The sequence below is a fragment of the Scytonema sp. PRP1 genome (assembly GCF_036697665.2).
GTDB classification, from domain to species: domain Bacteria; phylum Cyanobacteriota; class Cyanobacteriia; order Cyanobacteriales; family Nostocaceae; genus Kalymmatonema; species Kalymmatonema gypsitolerans.
Genome location: NZ_JBAHYJ020000032.1, coordinates 1 through 21078 on the forward strand (window position 1 = coordinate 1; position 21078 = coordinate 21078).

Annotated in this window: 19 protein-coding genes and 1 pseudogene; 13 read left to right on the forward strand and 7 right to left on the reverse strand. The window is 44.6% G+C overall.

Annotation, left to right across the window (positions count from 1 at the left end; all coding sequences use genetic code 11):
• Positions 1-138 precede the first annotated feature (138 nt).
• The gene (gene galT / locus V5G28_RS06475) at positions 139-1242 is read right to left on the reverse strand and encodes a galactose-1-phosphate uridylyltransferase (protein WP_332989353.1); all 1104 of its coding nucleotides are present in this window, start codon (positions 1240-1242) and stop codon (positions 139-141) included.
• Complete coding sequence (locus tag V5G28_RS06480) at positions 1221-3107, reverse strand: glycoside hydrolase family 2 protein (protein ID WP_332989355.1); 1887 nt, start codon at positions 3105-3107, stop codon at positions 1221-1223. Before V5G28_RS06480 ends, galT begins: the two co-directional genes overlap by 22 nt.
• A gap of 651 nt (positions 3108-3758) precedes the next feature.
• On the opposite strand from V5G28_RS06480, the gene V5G28_RS06485 reads away from it, so the two are divergent.
• The 11 genes and pseudogenes from V5G28_RS06485 to V5G28_RS06535 all read left to right on the forward strand — a co-directional run bounded on the left by V5G28_RS06485 (position 3759) and on the right by V5G28_RS06535 (position 15399).
• A complete protein-coding gene (locus tag V5G28_RS06485) occupies positions 3759-3938 on the forward strand; it encodes a hypothetical protein (protein WP_332989357.1) in 180 nt (59 codons plus the stop codon).
• A gap of 430 nt (positions 3939-4368) precedes the next feature.
• Positions 4369-6083 (forward strand): annotated as a pseudogene (gene hflX, locus V5G28_RS06490) (GTPase HflX).
• Positions 6084-6099: 16 nt separating this feature from the next.
• Entirely contained in the window at positions 6100-7002 is a 903-nt protein-coding gene (locus V5G28_RS06495; protein WP_332989359.1) for an isoaspartyl peptidase/L-asparaginase family protein, read from the forward strand.
• 216 nt (positions 7003-7218) lie between these two features.
• Positions 7219-8493 (forward strand): ATP-grasp domain-containing protein, encoded by a 1275-nt coding sequence (locus V5G28_RS06500; RefSeq protein ID WP_332989360.1) that lies wholly within the window; start codon positions 7219-7221, stop codon positions 8491-8493.
• Positions 8494-8514: 21 nt separating this feature from the next.
• A complete protein-coding gene (locus V5G28_RS06505; protein WP_332989363.1) occupies positions 8515-9537 on the forward strand; it encodes a hemerythrin domain-containing protein in 1023 nt (340 codons plus the stop codon).
• 118 nt (positions 9538-9655) lie between these two features.
• Positions 9656-10051 (forward strand): hypothetical protein, encoded by a 396-nt coding sequence (locus V5G28_RS06510; protein WP_332989365.1) that lies wholly within the window; start codon positions 9656-9658, stop codon positions 10049-10051.
• A 168-nt stretch (positions 10052-10219) separates the two neighbouring features.
• Entirely contained in the window at positions 10220-10771 is a 552-nt protein-coding gene (locus V5G28_RS06515) for an NUDIX hydrolase (RefSeq protein WP_332989367.1), read from the forward strand.
• Positions 10771-11382 (forward strand): hypothetical protein, encoded by a 612-nt coding sequence (locus V5G28_RS06520; protein ID WP_332989369.1) that lies wholly within the window; start codon positions 10771-10773, stop codon positions 11380-11382. Before V5G28_RS06515 ends, V5G28_RS06520 begins: the two co-directional genes overlap by 1 nt.
• Positions 11383-11385: 3 nt before the next feature.
• Positions 11386-11784: a DoxX family protein gene (locus V5G28_RS06525; protein ID WP_332989371.1), complete on the forward strand. Its 399-nt coding sequence runs from the start codon at positions 11386-11388 to the stop codon at positions 11782-11784.
• On the forward strand, positions 11777-12502 hold the full coding sequence (locus V5G28_RS06530; RefSeq protein WP_332989373.1) for a DUF72 domain-containing protein: 726 nt from the start codon (positions 11777-11779) through the stop codon (positions 12500-12502). The genes V5G28_RS06525 and V5G28_RS06530 overlap by 8 nt, the downstream gene beginning before the upstream one ends.
• Positions 12503-13938: 1436 nt before the next feature.
• A complete protein-coding gene (locus tag V5G28_RS06535; RefSeq protein ID WP_332989375.1) occupies positions 13939-15399 on the forward strand; it encodes an MFS transporter in 1461 nt (486 codons plus the stop codon).
• A gap of 851 nt (positions 15400-16250) precedes the next feature.
• Here the strand turns inward: V5G28_RS06535 and V5G28_RS06540 are convergent.
• Together V5G28_RS06540 and V5G28_RS06545 are read right to left on the reverse strand one after the other, a co-directional pair.
• The gene (locus V5G28_RS06540) at positions 16251-17432 is read right to left on the reverse strand and encodes a PAS domain S-box protein (RefSeq protein WP_332989377.1); all 1182 of its coding nucleotides are present in this window, start codon (positions 17430-17432) and stop codon (positions 16251-16253) included.
• 883 nt (positions 17433-18315) lie between these two features.
• A complete protein-coding gene (locus tag V5G28_RS06545) occupies positions 18316-18489 on the reverse strand; it encodes a hypothetical protein (RefSeq protein WP_332989379.1) in 174 nt (57 codons plus the stop codon).
• A gap of 189 nt (positions 18490-18678) precedes the next feature.
• Between V5G28_RS06545 and V5G28_RS06550 the strand changes: the two genes are divergently transcribed.
• Entirely contained in the window at positions 18679-18861 is a 183-nt protein-coding gene (locus V5G28_RS06550) for a hypothetical protein (protein ID WP_096563868.1), read from the forward strand.
• Positions 18862-18910: 49 nt separating this feature from the next.
• On the opposite strand, the gene rpsU is transcribed toward V5G28_RS06550, so the two are convergent.
• From rpsU to V5G28_RS06565, 3 genes are all read right to left on the reverse strand, one after another.
• Complete coding sequence (rpsU, locus tag V5G28_RS06555; RefSeq protein ID WP_096563869.1) at positions 18911-19105, reverse strand: 30S ribosomal protein S21; 195 nt, start codon at positions 19103-19105, stop codon at positions 18911-18913.
• 162 nt (positions 19106-19267) lie between these two features.
• The gene (locus tag V5G28_RS06560) at positions 19268-19582 is read right to left on the reverse strand and encodes an RNA recognition motif domain-containing protein (protein ID WP_096563870.1); all 315 of its coding nucleotides are present in this window, start codon (positions 19580-19582) and stop codon (positions 19268-19270) included.
• Between the two features lie 93 nt (positions 19583-19675).
• Positions 19676-19930 carry a hypothetical protein gene (locus tag V5G28_RS06565; RefSeq protein ID WP_332989384.1) on the reverse strand — a complete coding sequence of 85 codons (255 nt, stop codon included), beginning with the start codon at positions 19928-19930 and terminating at the stop codon, positions 19676-19678.
• Between the two features lie 745 nt (positions 19931-20675).
• Between V5G28_RS06565 and V5G28_RS06570 the strand changes: the two genes are divergently transcribed.
• On the forward strand, positions 20676-20969 hold the full coding sequence (locus V5G28_RS06570) for a hypothetical protein (protein ID WP_332989386.1): 294 nt from the start codon (positions 20676-20678) through the stop codon (positions 20967-20969).
• Positions 20970-21078 lie beyond the last annotated feature (109 nt).

Consider the following 21078-nt stretch of genomic DNA (forward strand, 5'->3'; position numbering starts at 1 on the left):
TAAGTCAATTTTATAACAAAATGCCTGCTCTTTACATCAAAAACTTACTCATGCTAAATAAGTACGATGAAGTTTAATAATGTTTTTGGCTATTTAATTTTACTCCTTTCTTTGCGCTCTTTGCGTCTTGGCGGTTCGTTAAAAGCGGATTTTTGTAAGAAATTTATCGACCACCACCGCCTGCAACTCCTTTGCCTTTTCCTCTGGTAAAGCATCATTGGCAAACATCCCTGCTGCGAGTTCCGTTCCCGCCAGATACTTAAGCCTTTCGCTTGTCCGATAGGGAGGATAAAACTGAGCGTGTAAATGGGCTTCGGGATGCGCTTCACCGTCAGTTGGGGCACCAAACCAAGCCATCAGGTAAGGAAATGGGCGATTCCACAAACCGTCATACTTGAGAGTGACGGTTTTTAACGCCTTGGCAAGTCCCTGGCGTTGCTCTGGGGTAAGATCCATAAAAGTGCCAACAGGCTTAATTGGGGCAACCCAAACTTCATACGGGTATCGAGCGCACACGGGGACGAATGCGATCGCTTCCTCGTCTTGATAAATAATCCGTTTGTTATCAGCAATCTCCTTTTGGATCAAATCTTCCAGCAATCCCCGTTGATGTTCCCGATAATACGCTTGCTGCATTTCCAACATCCGTGCTGGAACAGGCGGTACAAAAGGATATGCATAAATTTGCCCGTGGGGATGGTGCAAAGTCACACCAACTTCTATGCCTTTGTTTTCAAAGGGCAGCACGTACTGGATTTGGGGATTTGCGCCGATGACGCGGGTGCGATCGCCCCACACTTCCAACAGCAACTCTAGGTGATCCAGTTCCAGGGAACTCAGGGACGCTTGGGGGTCTTGGGTAAAAACCACCACCTCGCAGGCTCCATTAGCTGGCATGGTATCCACGATGCTAGCAGGCGGATCGTGAGCAGCTACCGTCATCGACGGAAAGCGGTTCTCAAACACCGCCACATCATACTTACCTTGCGGTAGTTCAGTTGGAAACTCAGGGTTAGTGGTCGGTGCGAGGGGGTTATACTCTGGGGGCGGCATAAAAGTCCGCCCTTGACGGTGAGAAGCGTAAGCCACCCATTCGCCCCGCAAGGGGTGCCAGCGCAGGTGCGGATTTGCTTGCACTGGCTCATTGCTAGGACTAGTGGCTGTAATATTCTCGGGTATAGGGTATCGACTATATAAAGTCAGTTGGCGACCATCTGGCTTTAACAGCTGGTGGGAGTACATAATCCTTCTCCTGAAAGGGTCGCTGCGCGAATCGCCTCGAGAGGAAATTTCGGCGTGCGATCGGCGTACAACAACCCGTTAGCTTCTTGAAAGGTATCGGTGAATTGTGTATAACAAAACCCACTGAATATCTCAATATTATTGATAGTTTCCAGTAGGGCAGCGTATTTCATTTGTAGCTCGGAGATATTCCAGCTGCGCTCATATCCCCAAATTTTGTTAGCATCGGGCTTGTCCTCTGGGGCATAGGCGATACCGCCAAACTCGGTCAGCATCACTGGCTGTCCCTGGTGAGGAAAGTTGTCGAGTGTAAGGATGCGCCCTCCGGGACGCTTACGATCAAACAAATCTGATAGCTTGACTTCCGGTCCATAACGATAAGCCAAGTGCTGCGGATTGGTGTCGTAGTCATGGATAGCCAGAATGTCCGTATCTGTACTTTCCCAGCCATCGTTACCAATCACTGGGCGACTTGGATCGAGCGTCTTGGTCAAGTGATACATTGCTAAAACGTAGTTCCGGTGAGCCTGTGTTTCAACCAGATTCGGAACTCCCCAAGATTCATTGAACGGCACCCAAGCCACAATACAGGGGTGGTTGATATCCCGCTTGATGACCTCTGTCCACTCTTTGGTGGTGCGCTCCACCGCTTTAGGCGAGAAGCGATATGCACTGGGCATCTCCTCCCATACTAACAGCCCCAGCACATCTGCCCAATATAAAAAGCGGGGGTCTTCAATTTTTTGGTGCTTACGTACACCGTTAAAGCCCATTGCTTTCGCGAGTTCCACATCGCGCCGCAACGCGTCATCATCGGGTGCAGTCATGAGGCTATCAGCCCAGTAGCCTTGGTCGAGAACCAGCCGCAAATAGTAGGGACGACCATTGAGCATAAAGCGATCGCGCTGTATACTCACAGTCCGCATTGCCGTATAAGTTTTTACTTTATCCAAAAGCTCGTCTTTATACCATAATTCTATATCGGCATTAATCAGCGTCGGCTTTTCTGGGCTCCACAGCAATTCGTTGCGGTAGTCATCGATACCTGGATCGGAAAGGGCGAGGCGACGGCTAATCTCCCCGTTGAACACTTCATATGTATCGTTCACCAGTACCCTATCGCCAATGCTGAGTTTCACCTTGATTTGTACGCCCGAAGCAGGCACATCACCCGCCAGCGCTGCGTAACAACCAATTTCCCACCGCTCGAAGTCAGGAGTCCAGCGGATGTGATCTATATAACTTGTACCCACGCGCTCAACCCAGACTGTCTGCCAAATACCGCTGGTGCGAGGATACCAAATACTGTGCGGCTCAAGCTGCCAATCCTGCTTACCACGAGGCTTGGCGAGATCCTGAGGATCGTCCTGCGCCCATACTGTCACTTTCGTTGTGCCACTGTCATTCAAGACATGGGTAATATCGAGAGTGAAAGCGGTATGCCCACCTTCATGCTCAGCTATGTATTGATCGTTAACCCAGACACGGGCGCGATAGTCCACCGCTCCAAAGTGCAGCAGCAACCTGCCTTCCCCTGGTGGCGTTTCAAATTCCCTCTCGTACCAGCAGTTCGGGTGAAATCCCGTGTCACCAATACCACTTTTGGCAGATTCCGGAGCAAAGGGAACTTCTATATCATGACTCCATTGCTGAATGTCACTGGGTTGAACGCATTTGCCTTCGTCATCAAAAGCGAACTTCCACAGACCGTTTAGACTTTGCCAAGTCGTTCGCTCAGCGTCTCCGGAAGAGATTCGCTGGAACTGCGGACGCGGGTATGCCGTTTCTTTTAAGGTCACACTCATCTTTTTATCGGCATTAGAGGTTAGTTCAACCGCATGATTCTTTAACTCTAACAAGTTCATCGAAACCTATTCCCAACTCTACTAAACAAATTATTTGTAACTACTCGCCTATTACCAAACATTCCAGGAATTTTGCCTGTAAAATTACCTAAACTACGTGACTCACCTCAAACCACACTATCCCCTGGTAACAAATGCCTAAGGATAGAGCTGTAGTAAGCAAACGATAGCGATCGTCCCCAACGCTATTGGGGGCGTTAAATTAGGTATTGGCTTCCGGCTCGTGACATTATGGCACACCTTGGGCAAATGTTTAAGGTTAAAATTTTGCTTTTTTTACTTTTCCTGCTAAATATAAAAAAACCGCCTCCTATCTACTATTTTAGGGGCGGATGTGTTGAAATCTAACGGTTTCGGCTGAAATACAATATGAACTGGCCTGTGCCCTAACTTCTCCCCACCTCTGGCTAAGCCTCTCCTACAAGGAGAGGGAAGCGCAAGATTTTTGTTAGCGAGAGGGGAATTTCTGCCCTTCCCTATAAGGGAACTGGGGCCGCGGGGTTAGGTCTTTTATAATTTCTTAGACTGAAATTTGTTAAAAAATGATGTGGCAGCGATTACGAATGAGCGATCGCCGTCCAAATAGCAGCGAAACAGTTGTTAATTAGGTAAAAGGGGAGAAATTGCTAGTTATCGTAGTTGCAATAGTGCTTGCCGCAATTTCAGCCACTAAACTTTAATGAAGTTGCTGCTGAACTCTTGGAGTTGGCTTTTGATCCAATGAGCGCCCCTACCTATGCACTCAGGACAAACATCGCCATAGCCATCACCTTCTTCGCTGCACACAATGACTCTCGCTTCTCTCGTCTGAAACAGCTGATTGCATATTAAGCACATTTGGTTATTTTTTAAGGTATTACATTCAATTTGAAATTGCATACTTCCTCCTCAGAAACCAACTTTGACGTCAACTTTGTTTAATAAAAATTTACTTACTGACCACAATACAACTATTGTTATTAATCCGACTTCTACCAAATGAATGGAATAATATTAAATTAATTTGTAATTAATAACACATTTTTTCGTAAAAGATTCAAACCACTGTCTAAAAAACAAATCTAGAGTATAAAAAAACTACAATGATGCGGTTTTCAGACGCATTTTTTATATTTAAATACCCTTATAGATAGAGAAATAGATGATTTTTAAGCTACGTTATCATGCCAAAGTAACGATTAACTATACTTACATCTTGAGAAAGATTAAGTAAAAAAGGCAAAACGCTAAATATGAGATGAACCGATTCAAAAACAATTTTATGGAAACTATTTATGGAAATATTCAAGGATTAAAATCTAGCCAAAGCAAAAAACTGCAACAACTTTACGAACAACGGCAACCCTCGCATACCGTAACTACGCCGGAATTCGCCCAAGCCTTGGCAGCAATCAGTACAGAAATCCATCAACCCGTGTGCAGCTATATTAATAGACGCGGGCAGGTGATCCGAGTCGCAGTTGGAACGCCGAGTCAAACTCAAATACCCCGCGAACAGCTACCTCGGCATAGTGCGGAACGTTGAGCGGGATTCACTGCGTTGCTACTCAATTCAAATCAGCGCCACCTGATGAAGCCGCGTTGATTGCAATGGCACGCCAGCGTTTAGATGCTCTGGTGGTGCTAACCGTAGCTGACGGCAAAGATGGAAGGCGGGGCAAAGAAGCTAGTGGCGATATTAAAGAAGCTTTCTTAGCTCATATTGTCCCCGACCCACAAAACCCTTGGGTGATTTCTCCTCCCCTGAGTTTAGATGACTTAACTGAGCAAGATTTTGACGACTTAGTTGATGAATGGGAGCGGGAGATTTCTGAATCTGGCGATGGAATGCCATTCCAGGATGTTGTCTCTGACACCGACAAAGTGCTGTTGGTGGGATTGAAGACAGATGATATTTCTCAGCAGCGGTTTGAAGATGGACTGCAAGAACTAGCACGGTTGGTGGAAACTGCTGGTGGAACTGTAGCAGACACAGTGCAACAAAAGCGAAGTAGTCCGCATCCCCAAACAGTTGTCGGACAGGGAAAAATTGAGGAAATTGCCCTTCAAGCTCAGAAACTGGGAGCTAATCTGATTGTCTTTGACAGAGATATTTCTCCGTCTCAAGCCCGCAACTTGGAAAACGAGATTGGCATCCGAGTTGTAGACCGAACCGAAGTCATTCTAGATATCTTCGCTCAACGCGCTCAATCGCAAGCAGGTAAATTGCAGGTAGAACTGGCGCAATTAGAATATATGCTGCCTCGCTTGCGCGGTCAAGGTCGGGAAATGTCCAGGCTAGGAGGCGGAATTGGGACGCGAGGACCTGGTGAAACCAAACTAGAGACGGAACGGCGAGCCATTCAAAGGCGTATTGCACAACTTCAGCAGGAAGTCAACCAATTACAGGCACATCGCGCCCGTATCAGACAACAGCGACAACAGCAAGAAATTCCTGCTGTCGCCTTAGTTGGTTACACCAATGCTGGGAAATCCACTTTGCTGAATGTGTTAACCCACGCTGAAGTTTATACGGCGGATCAACTCTTTGCCACCCTCGACCCGACAACGCGAAAGCTGGTCATTACCGAACCAGAAACTCAGGAACGTCGGACAATTCTGCTAACAGATACCGTAGGGTTTATTCACGAACTCCCGCCACCATTGGTGGATGCGTTCCGCGCCACCCTAGAGGAAGTCACTGAAGCAGATGTGTTGCTTCATGTTGTTGATTTGTCCCATCCAGCTTGGGAAAGCCACATTGCAAGCGTGGAGGAAGTGCTTGCAGAAATGCCAACTCTTTCTGGTCCTACTTTGATTGCCTTTAACAAAGTTGATCAGGTAGATAGCGAAACTCTGGCTTTGGCTGGGCAAAAGTACCCCGAAGCGGTGTTTATCTCAGCGACTCAACGCCTAGGCTTAGATACTTTACGACAGCGATTACTACAAGTGATTGACCAAAGAATTGAAGCAATTTCAGTCACACAAGGTTCATAGGAAAAGAAGGAAATTTATGACACTAGCTATTATTGTTCACGGCGGAGCGAAAACCATTTCAGAGGATAAGGTTGCAGCCAACAAAGCTGGGTGTTTGGCAGCAGTAGAGGCAGGTTGGGCAGTGCTGACTAAGGGAGGCACTGCGGCAGAAGCCGTTGAGGCAGCCATCCGCGTTCTAGAAGCTGACCCGACCTTTAACGCCAGTCTGGGCGCGAGTCTCAACACAAAGGGAGAGGTGGCACTAGACGCGGCGATCATGGAGGGCGCTAGCTTAGGTTGGGGCGCAGTGGCAGCAGTTCAGGGTGTGCGTCATCCAATCTCGGTGGCACGGAAGATTATGGATGAAAAACCCAGGATGCTTGTGGCACAGCATGCAGAACGCTTTGCCGCAGACAACGGAGCCGAAATGTGTGCAAAAGAAGACTTGATATCTCATGAGACGTGGCAGGAGTGGAAGGAGGAGCAGGAAGTTCTGGATCGCCCCAACACCATTGGCTGTGTGGCTTTGGATGCTAGCGGTATTCTAGTAGCTGGAACCTCAACTGGGGGCTTAATGAATCAGCAACCTGGTCGCGTTGGCGATAGCGCGATCGTTGGCAGTGGCTTGTACGCTGACAATAAACTCGGCGCTTGCTCAACAACGGGTGATGGCGAGTCGATTATCCCGGTGGTTCTGGCGAAAACTGCGATCGATTTCCTGGGTGGAGATAGGCATCCAGACGAAGCAGCGCAGATGGCGATCAACACTCTGAAATCTAAGGTTACAGGAGAGGCTGGGTGCATCCTCTTAGACCATCAGGGACGGGTTGGCTGGGCGTATAACTCGCAGGACATGGCTTGTGGTTATATGACCACAGAACTGGACAAGCCAGCTGTGTTTACTAAAAAAGAAGCTAGTACTGCGCCAGTTTTGGTTTGAGAGGTTGATATTTTTTAAAGTTCTTTTGCTAGTTCTTGAAATCTAGCTATTCCTTAAAGCTTGCTTGACAGAGTACTAGGTGTTACTGAAATACTAAAATTAGTGCGGAATTTTTCACGAATCGTTTCTGCTTGCAGATAGAGGAATCAAAATTCCGCAACTAATACCTTGTTTGTCATGTAGATGCAGCAAGTGAGTCTTGAAAACAATTTTTCTATGAACTTAACATACAATTTTCAGTATTTTCAGGGGAGTTCTTTTTCTGATTTATTTACTCAAGACATCACAGATGCACGTTGTGGGCTCATCCCAAATTATCCTGGGACAGCCAGTTGGGCTGCTTACCCCAACACAAAAAAATACTTTATTCAAGATGGCAGCAGTGAAGCCACCAAAACCTCGTTCGATAAGATTTGCCAGAAGGAACCTTGGAAAAACCTGGCTGTGTTAGGCGATGCCATTCCAGGAATTGTCATTATTCCGCCACAAAAGTTGCTGATTGGCTACTGGCGGGAGCATTTTGGCTTCAGCTATAGCAGTATGCAGATGCTAGACTGTTCGCTTTATCTGGATGACCTCAGCCAGAGCGATCGCTTTGACAAACTCATCACTCTATTTCCCTTTGATCATCTCAAACCAGAAAAACACGCGATTACTCCGGACACTCACTACCGATTGCTTGACAAAGTGACACTAGCCGAGCTAGGGGTGCAATGTCCGAAATACGAGAGCTACAGTTTGCACACCAACAGTCTCGAAGACATTCAGTTACCGGAACAATTCCCCTACTTGATCAAAACGTCCCACGGACTTTCAGGAGAAGGCACTTATATTATCAAAAGCGCCAGCGATCTAAACTACTGCTTTGAAGAACTGAGGAAGTATCTAGATCATAAACTGCTGAATACAATTATTGTCTCGGAGTTCGTTAAGAATGCCGTGCAGAACTACTGCGTGCAGTTCTATCTCAACAAAGCGGGAGATATAACGCTCATCGGTACCACTCGCCAACTCGTTACAGAGGAGGGCACCTATTTAGGGGGACTGATTCACTACCGCGAGATGGACATGAGCAAATTCTTTGAGATGATTGCCGCCATTGGTGAGTATGCTCATAAGGTCGGTTATTTCGGCTTTATTGGCTTCGACGTGTTGGAAGATAAAGACGGACAGCTTTATGCGATCGATGCCAATTTCCGAATCAATGGCTCAACTCCGCTCTGCTTACAGCGCCATACCCTACTGTCCCTTGGAAAGGAGGTGGCTAAATATTCCACCGACTACCGTATGGATGGGACATTGGACTCCATTCTAGTGAGCCTGAAACCAGAACTGGATCGTAAAGACTTTATCATCCTGTCGGCTTTAGAGAAGGTCAAATACGGAAAAATTTATACCGAAATTTCCGGGATTGTGACTGGAGAGACAATCGAGGAAATGCAGCACATTGAGAAGAACCTACAGGATAAGGGATTGCAGTCGCTTGCTTAATTAGTTAAAGGAGCATAAAAAATGGTATCAACTCTTGATGACACTAAGCGCCTTTCAATTGCAACAAAATTGGCAGATATGAAAGCACTACAAAATCTGCTGATTAAGAATGAGCAGCAATTTATTAAGGATTGCACTGATGATGATATTCGGAAACGCCTACAGGATATGCTCGAAGATGATCAGAAAAACCTGGGCGTTCTCGATACTGTCATTGTTCAGTACGGTGTTAAGGGTGAACCAAAGGCAACAACCCAAAAGATAATTGCAGAAGTTCAGAAACTCATGGAATCTGAACTGACTTTGTTTGAGAAAGTACAAGAGCATGAATTGCTCAAGCATAAGCAGACAATGGCTGGGCTGCTCATCCACAAAGCTGCTCAAGTTGTGGGTGCTGATGTTGAAGCTGCCATAACTCCTTTAAATACGGTTAACTTTGAAAACCGCGCTCATCAAGAGCAACTCAAAGGGATTCTGGAGATTCTGGGTGTTCGTGAACTGACAGGAAAAGAGCCAAAGCAGGGACTGTGGGCACGAGTTAAAGATGGTGTTGCAGCCTTAACTGGCGTGGTGGGTAGTGTCGTCACACGTACCGATGACGAAATGACCATTCGTGAGCTTCTCCTGATGGATCATACTAAGGCTGATATTCTGTTTATGGAAATTTTAGGTACTAATGATCCTCATAAAATCCAAGAGTATTTTGGGCAACTCTACAAAGACATAAAAGCTCATGGTACAGCCGAAGAACAAATCGTCTACCCACCAGTTCGTCAGTATTACGAACACACACAGGAAATATACGCTCAGACTGACGAAGTGATGGAGATGTTAGACGAAATTAAGCTTATCAATCCTTCTTCATCTGAGTTCAAAGCAAAAATTGAGCAGCTAAGAACTGCGGTGCGAACTCATATTAATCAAGAAGAGAAAGATATATTCCCCAAACTCCGCGACAACTTTAGCCATGAGCAGCAGAAGCAAATAGCTAGCGAGTTTAAAACAGCTAAAAGCAAACTGCAAGAGGAGATGGCTGCTTCCTAAGAGTGCAGCAAGCTCATCAAATCTAAAGTGGTTAGCTAAATTTTCTTTAGCTAAACATGAACCCTGCAACTCTGCAAGTAAAACGCTCTAGCGAAGAGGATTCAAAGCGCGTGCAATTATGAATAATCAAATGACGTGGAAGTATATATTTCAACTTAAGGCTGTAATCAATTGGGTCGAATCTGTGTTTTTGCTGTTATCCGACCAATGGATTCGTGAGTGGCTTGGTGAGAAACCCCTCATCAATGGTGAATACTCACACCTATTTCTCGCGTTGGTCTTTGTTATTGGAATTGGCTATTGGTGGGTTGGTCAGGACATTGAGCGCAATCACGGCATCATAAAACTTGGAATTATCGCGCAATCTTCGGTCTTCCTTGTGCTAGCTTATCACACGTTGGTAGGCAAGCTTCACCCATTTTATTTAGTTCCAGGTGTTATTGACCTTACCTTTGCAATTCTCTTTGTTCTGTTTTTAAATTCCTACGCTCGAACTAAACCCGCTCTCGAGTGATTTCTAGTGGTCTTTGTCATTAAACAAGAGTGCAAAGGTCAATTTTATGAAAATGAAACCACAGATGCACACAGATAAACCTTGCCCTTGAGCGAAGGGACAGATGAATTATCAGTGTAGATCTGTGTTTATCTGTTTCTATGTAACTTAATAGCGAGAAAACTCATCATGCCACAAAAAAATGGTCCTTGGACAATACAAGAAACTAACGAGAAATTCCACGATTCGTTTATCCATGTCTGTGAAGACCAAGTTCTACGACCTGACGGGCAACCTGGTAAGTATGCCACCGTTAAAATGAAACCTGCCGTTGCTATTCTACCGATAGATAACGATGGTTACGTCTATCTGGTTCGGCAATTTCGCTATGCTCTTGGTAAAGATAGTATCGAAGTTGTATGCGGTGCCGTTGAGGAGGATGAACCTAACATTGAGGCAGCAAAACGTGAAATTGAAGAAGAAGTTGGCATCAAAGCATCGGAATTGATTGAGTTAGGTGTCGTTGATTTAGATACATCAATTGTTCATTGTCCTGTGCAGATGTTTCTGGCAAAGCAGTTAACAAAAACAGAAGCCCATCCAGAAGGAACGGAAACGATAAAAACAGTTAAAGTTTCTCTCGATGCAGCGGTACAAATGGTGATGGATAACACTATCACACATGCACCAAGCTGTGTGCTAATTCTTAAAGCACGTCACGGATATCTCAACTCTAACTAATGGTAAACGTCAATATAAAACAAGGCATTGCATATACTTGGGGGTCTACGGCTGAAGAGAGGCTGATGCCGTTCCCATGCGACCAATATATAGAAAATAGTGACGAGGCATATTTCCGAGCCATAAATGTAAAAGCACCAACTCAGATTTTATTTCGATGGCTATGCCAACTCAAAGTTGGATCTTACAGTTATGACTGGATTGACCGCCTTGAAAGAATATTTTTTCCGGTTAAAGATTCAATATCAGACCCTCCAAGTCCAAAAAAACTGCTTCCAGGTGTGGAAAATTTAGCGCCTGAGCAAAGAGTTATGGGCGTTTTTAAACTTGTTGAGTTTGAACAAAATCGACATTTAACAATAGTAATGGATGACGAAAGAGCCGTTACAATGTTTGGTAACATTGCAGCAAGTTATATCATTTTCCCGATAACGGAAAACACTTGTCGCCTGATTCTCAAGGGGCATATTCGCTATCCCAGAAATATCTTTTGGTCATGGATACGCTGGGTTTTGCCGTGGGGAGATTTATTGATGATGCGCCAGCAGTTTTTAAGGCTAAAAAATCTAGCTGAATGCCAAGCTAACTGTAGCGCTGAGGTAAAGATTTAGAAAATGAAAAAGTACAAAATAGTCTTCAAAATCATACTTGCGATCGGGATGGTAGTCGTTGGTGCTTTGCACTTTACCCACCCAGGTGGATTTGAGAAGATTGTGCCGGACTTTCTTCCCCACCATCTGGCATTTGTTTACACAAGCGGGTTTCTGGAAGTTTTGGGTGGGGTAGGATTATTAATTGCTGGTGTAAGCCGTTATGCAGCATGGCTTCTCGTTGTACTTTATATTGCTGTTTTTCCCGCTAATCTTTATCAGGCAGTTAATAACATCGAGGTTGCAGCATTGCCACACGATCCACCACTGATTTGGTTGCGACTTCCTTTTCAGGTTTTCTTAGTCGCTTGGGCTTGGTGGTTCACCAGAGAAGAGAGTAACAATAAACAACTGAATGGGTAAGCTGCAAATCGGTACAAGTGGTTGGGTTTATAAGCATTGGATGGGCATCTTCTATCCACTGCATTTGCCTAGTAACCAGCAACTATCATTTTACGCACAAAACTTTTCTACTGTAGAGATTAACTTTTCTTTTTATCGTCTACCAGAGCGGTCTGTGTTTGAAAGTTGGCGAGAGCAAACACCATCTGGGTTTGTTTTTGCCGTCAAAGGTAGCCGCTACCTGACTCACATGAAAAAGTTAAAAGACCCCCAAGAGCCGCTATCTCGGTTGATGGAACGGGTAGAAGGCTTGCAAGAAAAGCTTGGTCCAATTTTATTCCAGTTTCCTCACACTTGGCACCTCAATCTTGAGCGTCTTCAGCCCTTTTTGGTGTTACTGCAAACATACCCGCAACAACGATTTACTTTTGAATTCCGTCACTCTAGCTGGCTGATTCCACAAGTATACAAATTATTGGAGCATGCTGGTGCAGCCCTTTGCCTGCCAGTCAGTCCAACCGTACCGCTAGATGTTCGCCTGACTGCGCCTTGGACTTATATTCGTATGCATACCGGACAATATGGTGTTGGCTACAGTGATGAAGAACTATCTATTTGGGCGAACCGTATCCGCTTATTTCTGCAACAGGAAGCTGATGTGTACATATACTTCAATAATGACCCTGATGGTCATGCTATCCGCGATGCTCAGCACCTGTGCAGGTTGCTGAGGTATTGATAACTAGCATTCCTTGAAATCTTGCTTCATTTTTTCTGCGTGGCAAAAACGCACCACATGATAAAGACCGTAAACCCTACATAGGCTAATACAGTTAGCCATTCTTGCCACCTACTAAATGTGCCGTTCATCAACTTTAGCCTGTTGTAAATGATGTTGTATTTTCGCACATCTACACCTACGGCATCGGCAGCTTTTGCACCACTGGCAAGGGTAGTGCAACTTTTAAGCTAATCAAATTTTGTAAACAAATGTGAAGCAGCACTTCGCGCCTCACTCTTAAGATAGGGTAGCACTCAAGGTAAACGCCGGAATAACGATAAGAACGTCTTCATTTCAACAAAGCCCAAACTAATCGTATTAATGTTTGGTTATTGACAAAGTCTTAGGCGATCGCGCCCAGCGCAGTGCTATGTGGGGCAATACGGTTCGGTTAACGTTTTAATATTTTGAAGATCCCCCCAACCCACGCCAGGTGCTTCAAGTCGGGAAACCCTTTCGCCAGTCGCCTGCTGTCGGGAAAGCCGTCATTCGCGCTGGCTCACCAACGCACTGGCTCCCCTTAAAAAGGGGGGCTTTTAACCCTCTTTTACCCCCTTTTTCAGAGTGCCGCAGGCGGGGGATCTTAACCGAACCGTATTGCTATCTGGGACGATTGCCCCAAGAGCAGTGGGCTTTGCTTAATCGCTTTAACTGGAGAAAAATAACTCTAATGATCAATTCTGATTCTTGCGTCTATACATTAACCAAGGTTTTTGTCAAGACTAATTTAGATACGTTTGCAATGGTAGTGCTACGCCATTGCATCGTATACCTGCTCCATCAAGCTGATATCAATCACGCGTAGAAACTCTTCTGGTGTTGTGTTGTCGAAAGTAGCAAAGACGACCATTTTCAGTGAAAACTAAGAATTACTTTAGAAAAATAATAACTCCCAAGAAGGAGTTTATAAAAATTTCAATTATATTATCCTAGGTAATATAGGACTTATTTGATAAATATATTTATCATAATAAAACTCCTCGGAAATAAGGGTTATTTGATTCTTCGTTAATTCCCCAGAAACTCAAGTTCCACAGGGAGTAGCTTAAGTTGGTTTGAACGGACTTCGGCTATTACCGAGAACACTTGCGCCCGGAGGCTCTCTCCGACAAAAGCAATGAAATAGGCTTGTCTGAAAAATTGTGTAGGAAACCAAAATTATGACTTTTGTGTGGCAGATTTTGGTTAGAAGCTGATGCTCGTTTACATTGCACTTTTTTCTGTTGAGGCAGTCCATAGTTAATACTTACTATGGACTGTCTTCACGAGTAAGTAAGCAATTTCAATGCGTCACAGCTTATTTATGAAATTCTCTATAGCGTTTACTTATTAATGCTGATAGGGGAAGCAGTTACCATTACAGGATTTAACTTTTTAAATATTGGCTAGACAGTATGTTCAGGCAATCAGAAGATGACTTATTAGTAGAAACGAGTCCTCTCCCTATTCAGGAAATCGCAGAAGATAGGGCAATCACAGAGACGCTACTTCCTCCAACTCCAAAACTGCTTTTTAAAATTTCTAAGCCGGAAATTCGGACAAGCCTCAGGGCGTTAACTTTTGAGAGTGTCTTCGCTACGGTTTTTTACAGTATCATCGGCAGCGCGTTGCTCACTAATTTCTTGCTGGAGCTGGGTGCCGGTCCAGTGGAAATTGGTCTTTTAGCCTCAATTCCTCAGTTGGTGAATCTGCTCCAACCGCTGGGAGCGTATCTGGTAGACAGAAGTCCTAGCTTCAACTGGTTTTCGATGTGCATTTTCGTCCCGTCGCGGCTACTGTGGGTGATTCTCGTGCCAGCGATTTGGTTGGTCACCTCAGTCACCTCTAATATCACTGGGGATCAAGTGGTGCTGTTGACATTGGGAATTATCTTGGTGACTAATATCATCGAAGCTTTGGGTCGTGCTCCCTTTTTGGGCTGGACGGCTGTGTTAGTCCCACAGCGGTTGCGGGGGCGGTATTTTGGCTTTCGCAATAGTCTTGTGAGCTTGACGAATCTTGTTGGTGTGCCGCTGCTGGGTCTAGCGGTATCGACCTGGCCCGGAGGAACACTCCAAGGCTACGGTGTGGTCTTGGTTCTAGGAATTGTGTTTGGGCTAAGTAGTCTGGTCAGTCAGTTCTGGTTGACCGATGTGAACCCGCAGCTTTTAAAAGTCGCCCATTCAGAGACATCCCAAGTGCAGTCAGGGGGAATAGATCTTAGCTTCCTCAAAGACGCCAATTTTTTGAAGTTTGTATTTTACATTGCTATATGGTGCTTTGCCGTTAACGTCAGCGCTCCCTTCTTTAACCTCTACATGCTGGATAACCTGGAGATAAATATCAGTATAGTCACTATTTATACTGGCATCTCTACTGGTGCTAATATGCTGCTGCTGCTTTTGTGGGGCAAACTGGCTGACCGAATTGGGAATCGCCCACTCCTGGTATTCGTGGGATTCTTGGTGGGGGTGACACCTTTGTTCTGGCTAGGAACTGGAGCTGATCCAATTTCCCTTTGGGTCTGGTTACCTTTGTTGCACGTGCTCACTGGTGGAACATGGGCGGCAATTGACCTGTGTACCAACAATCTTATGATGGGAGTGGCACCGCTGGGTAATCAGTCCAAATACTTCGCGATCACGGGGGCGGTTGCTGGTGTGAGTGGGGCAATAGGAATCACCGCTGGTAGCTTTCTGGCGACTCAGGCTGGTGGTGGTGGCTTGCTGGGGCTGTTTGTTCTCTCAGCCGTCCTACGAGTTGTTGCGCTTTTGCCCTTGGTTTTTGTTCAGGAGGAGCGCTCTGTGCCTCTGGATAGGCTTTGGCGAGTCCTGTTTCCAGCTAGGCAGCCAACAGAGCTGATTGAACAAAAATGATTTCCCGCAGTCCCCACCCAAAAATACTTGGAAATATCTACATTTTGGGTGGGGTTAGGGAAATCCGATATATAGCAGTCCTATTTGATTTATGAAAAATATTAACCGCCAAGACGCCAAGAACGCCAAGAAAAGAGAGAAGAGAGAATTTCACGAATCATTTAGGATTGCTATAGTAAGCGAAGCAACATTATTCTTCAGGTTTTTCTTGGTTGTGTACGTAGGAAATCACCCAATACGGTTCGGATAAGCCTTTTTTTCTCTCCCTGCATCCCCTGCACCCCTTGCTCCCCTTACTTACCTCAACAGATTATTTTCCCTAACCGAACCGTATTGGGAAATCACCTACATTTATTTGCCGCTCTTCAACCGCAGTTTTCACAGTTTGCTCGAAGTCAATAAAGAAAAGTCTTCCTATAATCTCCCTTTTTTAGAGAAATTATAGGAAGACTATTTACAGTAGTGGGAGAGGATTTGAGGCAGGTTGCGTTTTTTCTAGTTACCAACTTTAATCATTAGAGTTTAAGCGCTCTGTTTCTGATTCCTTTCTCATAGTCATAAGAGCGGGAGGTACTGGCATTGCTATTGCTTGTGCTAGCGCTTCAGGTGGCTTTTGGCGAGAAGGCTTTACCAATCAGATGAAGGATAAAGAATGAAACATTAATCCCACTTAATGAATTCACACTTCTGCCTTCATTTGCTGTCTTTTTCCTAACATAAGTTCTCTCATTAACAGTTCCTTCTGTCTTTAGGAAGGGGGATCTGTTAAATTGTTCTGTGCTTGGAAATACAAAAATCAAATGGCTAAATATCAAGAAACCGTAAAATTGTAAATGATGCCATGAATGCCATTAATGGATATCTTTCAAAATCATATGGTTTTTGGAGTCAAAACAAATTTTCCCTTGTTTCTGTAACTTGCCTATCAGTCGTGTAATGGTTACCCTGGTCGTGCTGCAGGCGCTGGCAAGCTCTTCATGAGTGAGGCGAACCAAAAGGCGAGTTCCGTCTGCCACTGGTTGACCAATTTCCTGTTTTAAAAGCAGTAACAATTGGTGAAACCGATCTTGTACCCTTCGTCTTCCACAAATGGCTAAAAAAGATTCTGTTTGGCGTAACCTAGAATTGATTTTCGGTAACAAAGTATGGCTGAGCGTTGGCAAAGCTGCAATTTCTGCTAGGTGTACTGGCACTAATTCCACATCGGATAAGGCTGTTGCTTGGTAAATGTGCAGCGCAGTCAGACTCGCACCAAAAACCATTCCTTCTCCTGCTAACCCAACCAAGACTTCTTCGCCGTTTTCACACAGTGTACTCAGCTTCACCCAACCTTGATGAATATACCAAATCACTTCCCGGTTGAGAAGGATAGTTTCTCCTTTGCAATATTTATGCGAAGAGCGGTCTTGACGCAAGTCACAATTATTCTTAAACAGTGTTGATTCTACTTGCTGGCGCTCAGTAATGTCACGCACCAGCCAACGTAATGCTATTGGCTTACCTTGCTGATTGCGCACTACTCCTACTGTCATGGCGGCATTAAACAACTCATCGCCGCGTTTTTGCATACGTATAATTAACTCTTTGACCTTGTTGGATTCGGATAATTGGATAAGGAAGCCACGAAAGGTCTGACGGTCTTCTAACGTCACGAAGTTAATAATTGGTTTGCCCACTAGATACTGCTGTAAGTAGTTGAACAATTTAGCAGCAGCACAGTTAGCTTCTTGAATGATGCCCGTGCTATCAGTTACCAAATAGCCGTCTGGTGCAAACTCGAATAAATCCTGGTAGCGTTGGCGTTCCGTTTCCAGCAAATTTCGTGTTTGTATGAGTTCTTCATTCTGCTGATGGAGTTCTTGTGTAGCCAAATTCATTATTTCTGACGCGCTCCCGAGTTCGACGAGAGCTTGCGGTAATGTATCTGGCATGACAGGCATATTGTTTATACTGTCGTACAAATCTGCTAAACGCCTGTACATTCGGTGTGTGCGTTGGACAAATTGGTCAATTTCTAACTTGTTTAGATTCATTTGAAATTCTTACTACAAAATTTGCAGAGGTTGAGCAAAAATCAGACAAATAGGGTTTGTATCAGGTGTAAGGCTTCAAAATAATTCTTAATTATTGATTCGTCATTCCCCATTGAATTAGAAAGTACGAATGATGAATGACGAATTACTAATTATTTCCCTGACATCCGTACGAAGGCTAGGTATTGCCCTAGAAACAAGTTAAGAGCATATCACCAAACTTGAGAAACTTTTAAAAAGAGAAGATGCTGATGACGTAATCAATTAAAATTTGAAATTCGCTGGCTTATATTTTGCAATTTTATCAATTTTTATTTATGTTGAAGTCAACAAATTATCAACATCTAGAAAGCATTAATCATTAATAATTCTAAAAAAATAGAAGGTATTTTAATTCATTACATTTTTTTTGCTTAGGAATGTAACTACATGATTGACTACTTTTGCATTAATAAAGTTAATAAGTATAATAGATGCCTCTGTTTTATCCAACTTCTATCGAAGGAATAAGTTAATTTTAAGTTAACTTGTATGCATAGATACAATTAACAGCCCTAAACCAGAACCCCAGCGATAGAATGGCGCGATTTCCTTGCCGATTTACCCAGCAGAAAGTGTAAAGTAAAACCCCATTTATGTCAGGGTGTTTTTCTATTTGAAGTATATTGCATCTAACTTGATGCTTTTGTCTAAGTACCCCGAAGTGCGAGACAAATTACATCCGTTTCCAACAGAATTATTTCTTCTTCCTCTCCCTCTGTGCTCGAGAGCGAAGGCGTACGGTTTTTTAACTAAAGCCAAAACAAGCCTCTTGCCTACCCGCAAGGGAGGCGACGAGATGAATTTTGGGGCGGTGAGTCCCACCCTTGAGCAATATTTGATTTTAATCAGATAAGTGATGGGGTGGGCGACGAATCGCAAATTTTTGTGCGAGTTTTCTGGTATAATAATCTTGGTTTGCTTCACCCACATTCGTGTCTGATAAGCCTCTGTCCAGTGGCACTGCGATCATTGGTAAGCGACTCCGTTGCCGTGCCGTGAAAGTAAGTCGGCACATCTTGATTAATACAAATTACCAATTGGTTTGTCCGATAGCGCGAATAAGCCAGCACATCATCCAGGACAGTAAAATTTGTAGGGTACAAGGTAAGAAATTCAAAGTCTGCGGTAGGGCATTCCGTGGACTTAAAACAAAGCTCAACGCCTCCGCGCGCAGTAGCCGCATTGGTTGAGAACCCCACGCTGTATGGTTGCATCAGCGTGGGAGTATGTCACTGCTGGTGGTCTAGCTCCTTCCCGGGTTGAAGCTGCCATTGATGGGATATCTTTCAGTCTCCAGTCACCACCAGCTTGTTATACCCTTTGCTACAAAAGGATTTACGAGCTTGAAGTCGTTGGGGAAATTTTCTGCTTTGATCGCGTTCTTTGAAGATTACGATCTCGATCCAGTGCTGCGTCGTTAAGAAGCTCGATTGTCCTCAATAACGGAAACGGCTCTTATGTCGCTGCTGCCTGTGTCTCGCAACTGCTTTACGCTTGTGTTTCTCCAGAGGTGTTTCAAAGTGACGATGTTTCTTCATATCTGGAAAAATTCCCGCTTTGGAAACTTCTCGCTTAAATCGACGTAAGGCTGATTCAATTCCTTCATTTTCGCCCACAATTATTTGGGTCATTCTCTCTCCTGCTAAATTGACTTAATTGGTTGCTGGATATAAGCAATCCAGTAAAACGCGAGCAAAAAAGGGCAGACTCCTTATCTGCCCAAAATACCCGAGAGTTCAATTATTTCTTTGCGATGAAACCATTGGAGAAGGAGCCAACACTCATCTCAAAGCTTAGTAGCGTCGAGAATATCCTCCACCACCACCACTATTGTTTCGTCTACCACCACCAAAGGAATCTCTGTCTTCGCGGGGCTTAGCTTTGTTCACTTTTAAGTTACGACCCATCCACTCAGCACCGTCAAGAGCCGCGATCGCTGCGGATTCTTCTGCTTCTGTTCCCATTTCTACAAAGGCGAAACCTCGTACGCGACCTGTTTCCCGGTCTGTAGGTAATTGAACGCTTTTAACAGTTCCATACTCTGAAAATACCTGTTTGAGGTCATCTTGTTCAACCTCATATGATAGATTGCCGACATAAATTGACATAAAAGATCTCCAGAATCAGATAGTAGTGTAGAGAGTTAGATTCGGAGAGACACTTGTAATAGATAAAAACAAACTGCACAACCGAATTTAATCCTATAAAGTGAGGATAACATAGAATTTAAAAGTGATGTCGCCAACCTTTGAGAAAATTTTAGAAAGAAAATAGACATTCAAAAGTTGGTTACGTAGTGGCTTGATTCGAGCTGCCAACGCTCCTTTGCAGATGCAGCCAACACCTACTAGGCAGCGCGGCGAGGTTACAACGCTCGCTGTTGTCGCTCCGGGCGAGAAGCCGGAGGCTTGACGCTGTGCGTATCGCCAATTTTGACCTGCTTGCAGTGCAACCACATCCACCCTCAACTAGGAAAATCTTTCCGCAATGGAAAGCAGTTTGTTTGCGGTCAAGAACTAGGGGGGTCACGGGGGTAAGGGTATAAGGGTGTAAGGGGAAGAATTTAGAATATATAAAAGAGTTTACCCCTTCTTCCTCCCCTACACCCCGAAACCCGTATACCCCTAAACCCCTTCTTCCTCCCCTACACCCCGAAACCCACTCCCGTTGCGGGCTTGGTCATTGCGGTGCTGATCTTGACGCTTAATGACAATGCTGCACGAAACATAGCGCGACTAGGGGTGTCCATAAACACACCTGAGCCACCAGAGTTATCTTGTGGATTTGCTCCGCATTTTGCAAAGGTTGGGCAAAACCCTAAGTTCAGCCGCAAGACTACTTACAGCAATTTTGGTTTGAATAGACTACACGTAGAGACCGTACAGCACTATTCGTGACAAATTAAGAAAACCGCCAAGTGAGCGATTTACTGGCGGTTACTGAACTCTATAATCAAACTTTCGGACGGAATTAAGTTTACCAACACATTCTGAGGAAAAAATGAAGCTCATATTTGTGGCAGCAGCCTGCTCCCGGATTTACATACTCTGATGAGAGTATATGTATGCAGACCAGGGACGTATATATAAATGAAAGTCTGCTTCTTGAATTTGTTCTTGTTCACTACCTTGGTAGGTAAGCGATCGCGTAAGAAGTGTCCAAAAAAACTTCAATATTCTTCACAATCCGTAAAAACCCACTGTGCCAGTAAATAAGTTACTGCAAACTGAATTTGCGACTGAATTAGCCAGTGTGCGTTCGCCCTTTGGGCGGCTCCCTTTGGGAGCATCGCCTACGGTGGGCGCTCTGCGCCATCGCGCATTGATTTTGGATGTCCTGCTGCGTCTATGTACGACAATATACGCGCAAACCGCCAACTGTAAAAGCAGGCTATACGCGCTTGGCGGTTTATTTAATTCGGTATTCTACCAGCGGCATAGGAGTCATGATAAGTCTTTAACCGGACACAATATTAACTCGTATGTCACCCCATGAGCAGATGGCATTCCATGACATTTAGGATATTTTATTGCTATCAAATAAAAATAGCGACATGGTAGCTTGATGCTAGGCGCTCTCTGAAATGCTTGTTAAATTTCAGTCG

Coding starts and splice junctions, on each gene's coding strand:
- galT (WP_332989353.1), bottom strand. CDS start 1,242: ATGTACTCCCACCAGCTGTTAAAGCCAGATGGTCGCCAACTGACTTTA.
- V5G28_RS06480 (WP_332989355.1), bottom strand. CDS start 3,107: ATGAACTTGTTAGAGTTAAAGAATCATGCGGTTGAACTAACCTCTAAT.
- V5G28_RS06495 (WP_332989359.1), top strand. CDS start 6,100: ATGACACTAGCTATTATTGTTCACGGCGGAGCGAAAACCATTTCAGAG.
- V5G28_RS06500 (WP_332989360.1), top strand. CDS start 7,219: ATGAACTTAACATACAATTTTCAGTATTTTCAGGGGAGTTCTTTTTCT.
- V5G28_RS06505 (WP_332989363.1), top strand. CDS start 8,515: ATGGTATCAACTCTTGATGACACTAAGCGCCTTTCAATTGCAACAAAA.
- V5G28_RS06510 (WP_332989365.1), top strand. CDS start 9,656: ATGAATAATCAAATGACGTGGAAGTATATATTTCAACTTAAGGCTGTA.
- V5G28_RS06515 (WP_332989367.1), top strand. CDS start 10,220: ATGCCACAAAAAAATGGTCCTTGGACAATACAAGAAACTAACGAGAAA.
- V5G28_RS06520 (WP_332989369.1), top strand. CDS start 10,771: ATGGTAAACGTCAATATAAAACAAGGCATTGCATATACTTGGGGGTCT.
- V5G28_RS06525 (WP_332989371.1), top strand. CDS start 11,386: ATGAAAAAGTACAAAATAGTCTTCAAAATCATACTTGCGATCGGGATG.
- V5G28_RS06530 (WP_332989373.1), top strand. CDS start 11,777: ATGGGTAAGCTGCAAATCGGTACAAGTGGTTGGGTTTATAAGCATTGG.
- V5G28_RS06535 (WP_332989375.1), top strand. CDS start 13,939: ATGTTCAGGCAATCAGAAGATGACTTATTAGTAGAAACGAGTCCTCTC.
- V5G28_RS06540 (WP_332989377.1), bottom strand. CDS start 17,432: ATGAATCTAAACAAGTTAGAAATTGACCAATTTGTCCAACGCACACAC.
- V5G28_RS06545 (WP_332989379.1), bottom strand. CDS start 18,489: ATGTGCCGACTTACTTTCACGGCACGGCAACGGAGTCGCTTACCAATG.
- V5G28_RS06550 (WP_096563868.1), top strand. CDS start 18,679: ATGGTTGCATCAGCGTGGGAGTATGTCACTGCTGGTGGTCTAGCTCCT.
- rpsU (WP_096563869.1), bottom strand. CDS start 19,105: ATGACCCAAATAATTGTGGGCGAAAATGAAGGAATTGAATCAGCCTTA.
- V5G28_RS06560 (WP_096563870.1), bottom strand. CDS start 19,582: ATGTCAATTTATGTCGGCAATCTATCATATGAGGTTGAACAAGATGAC.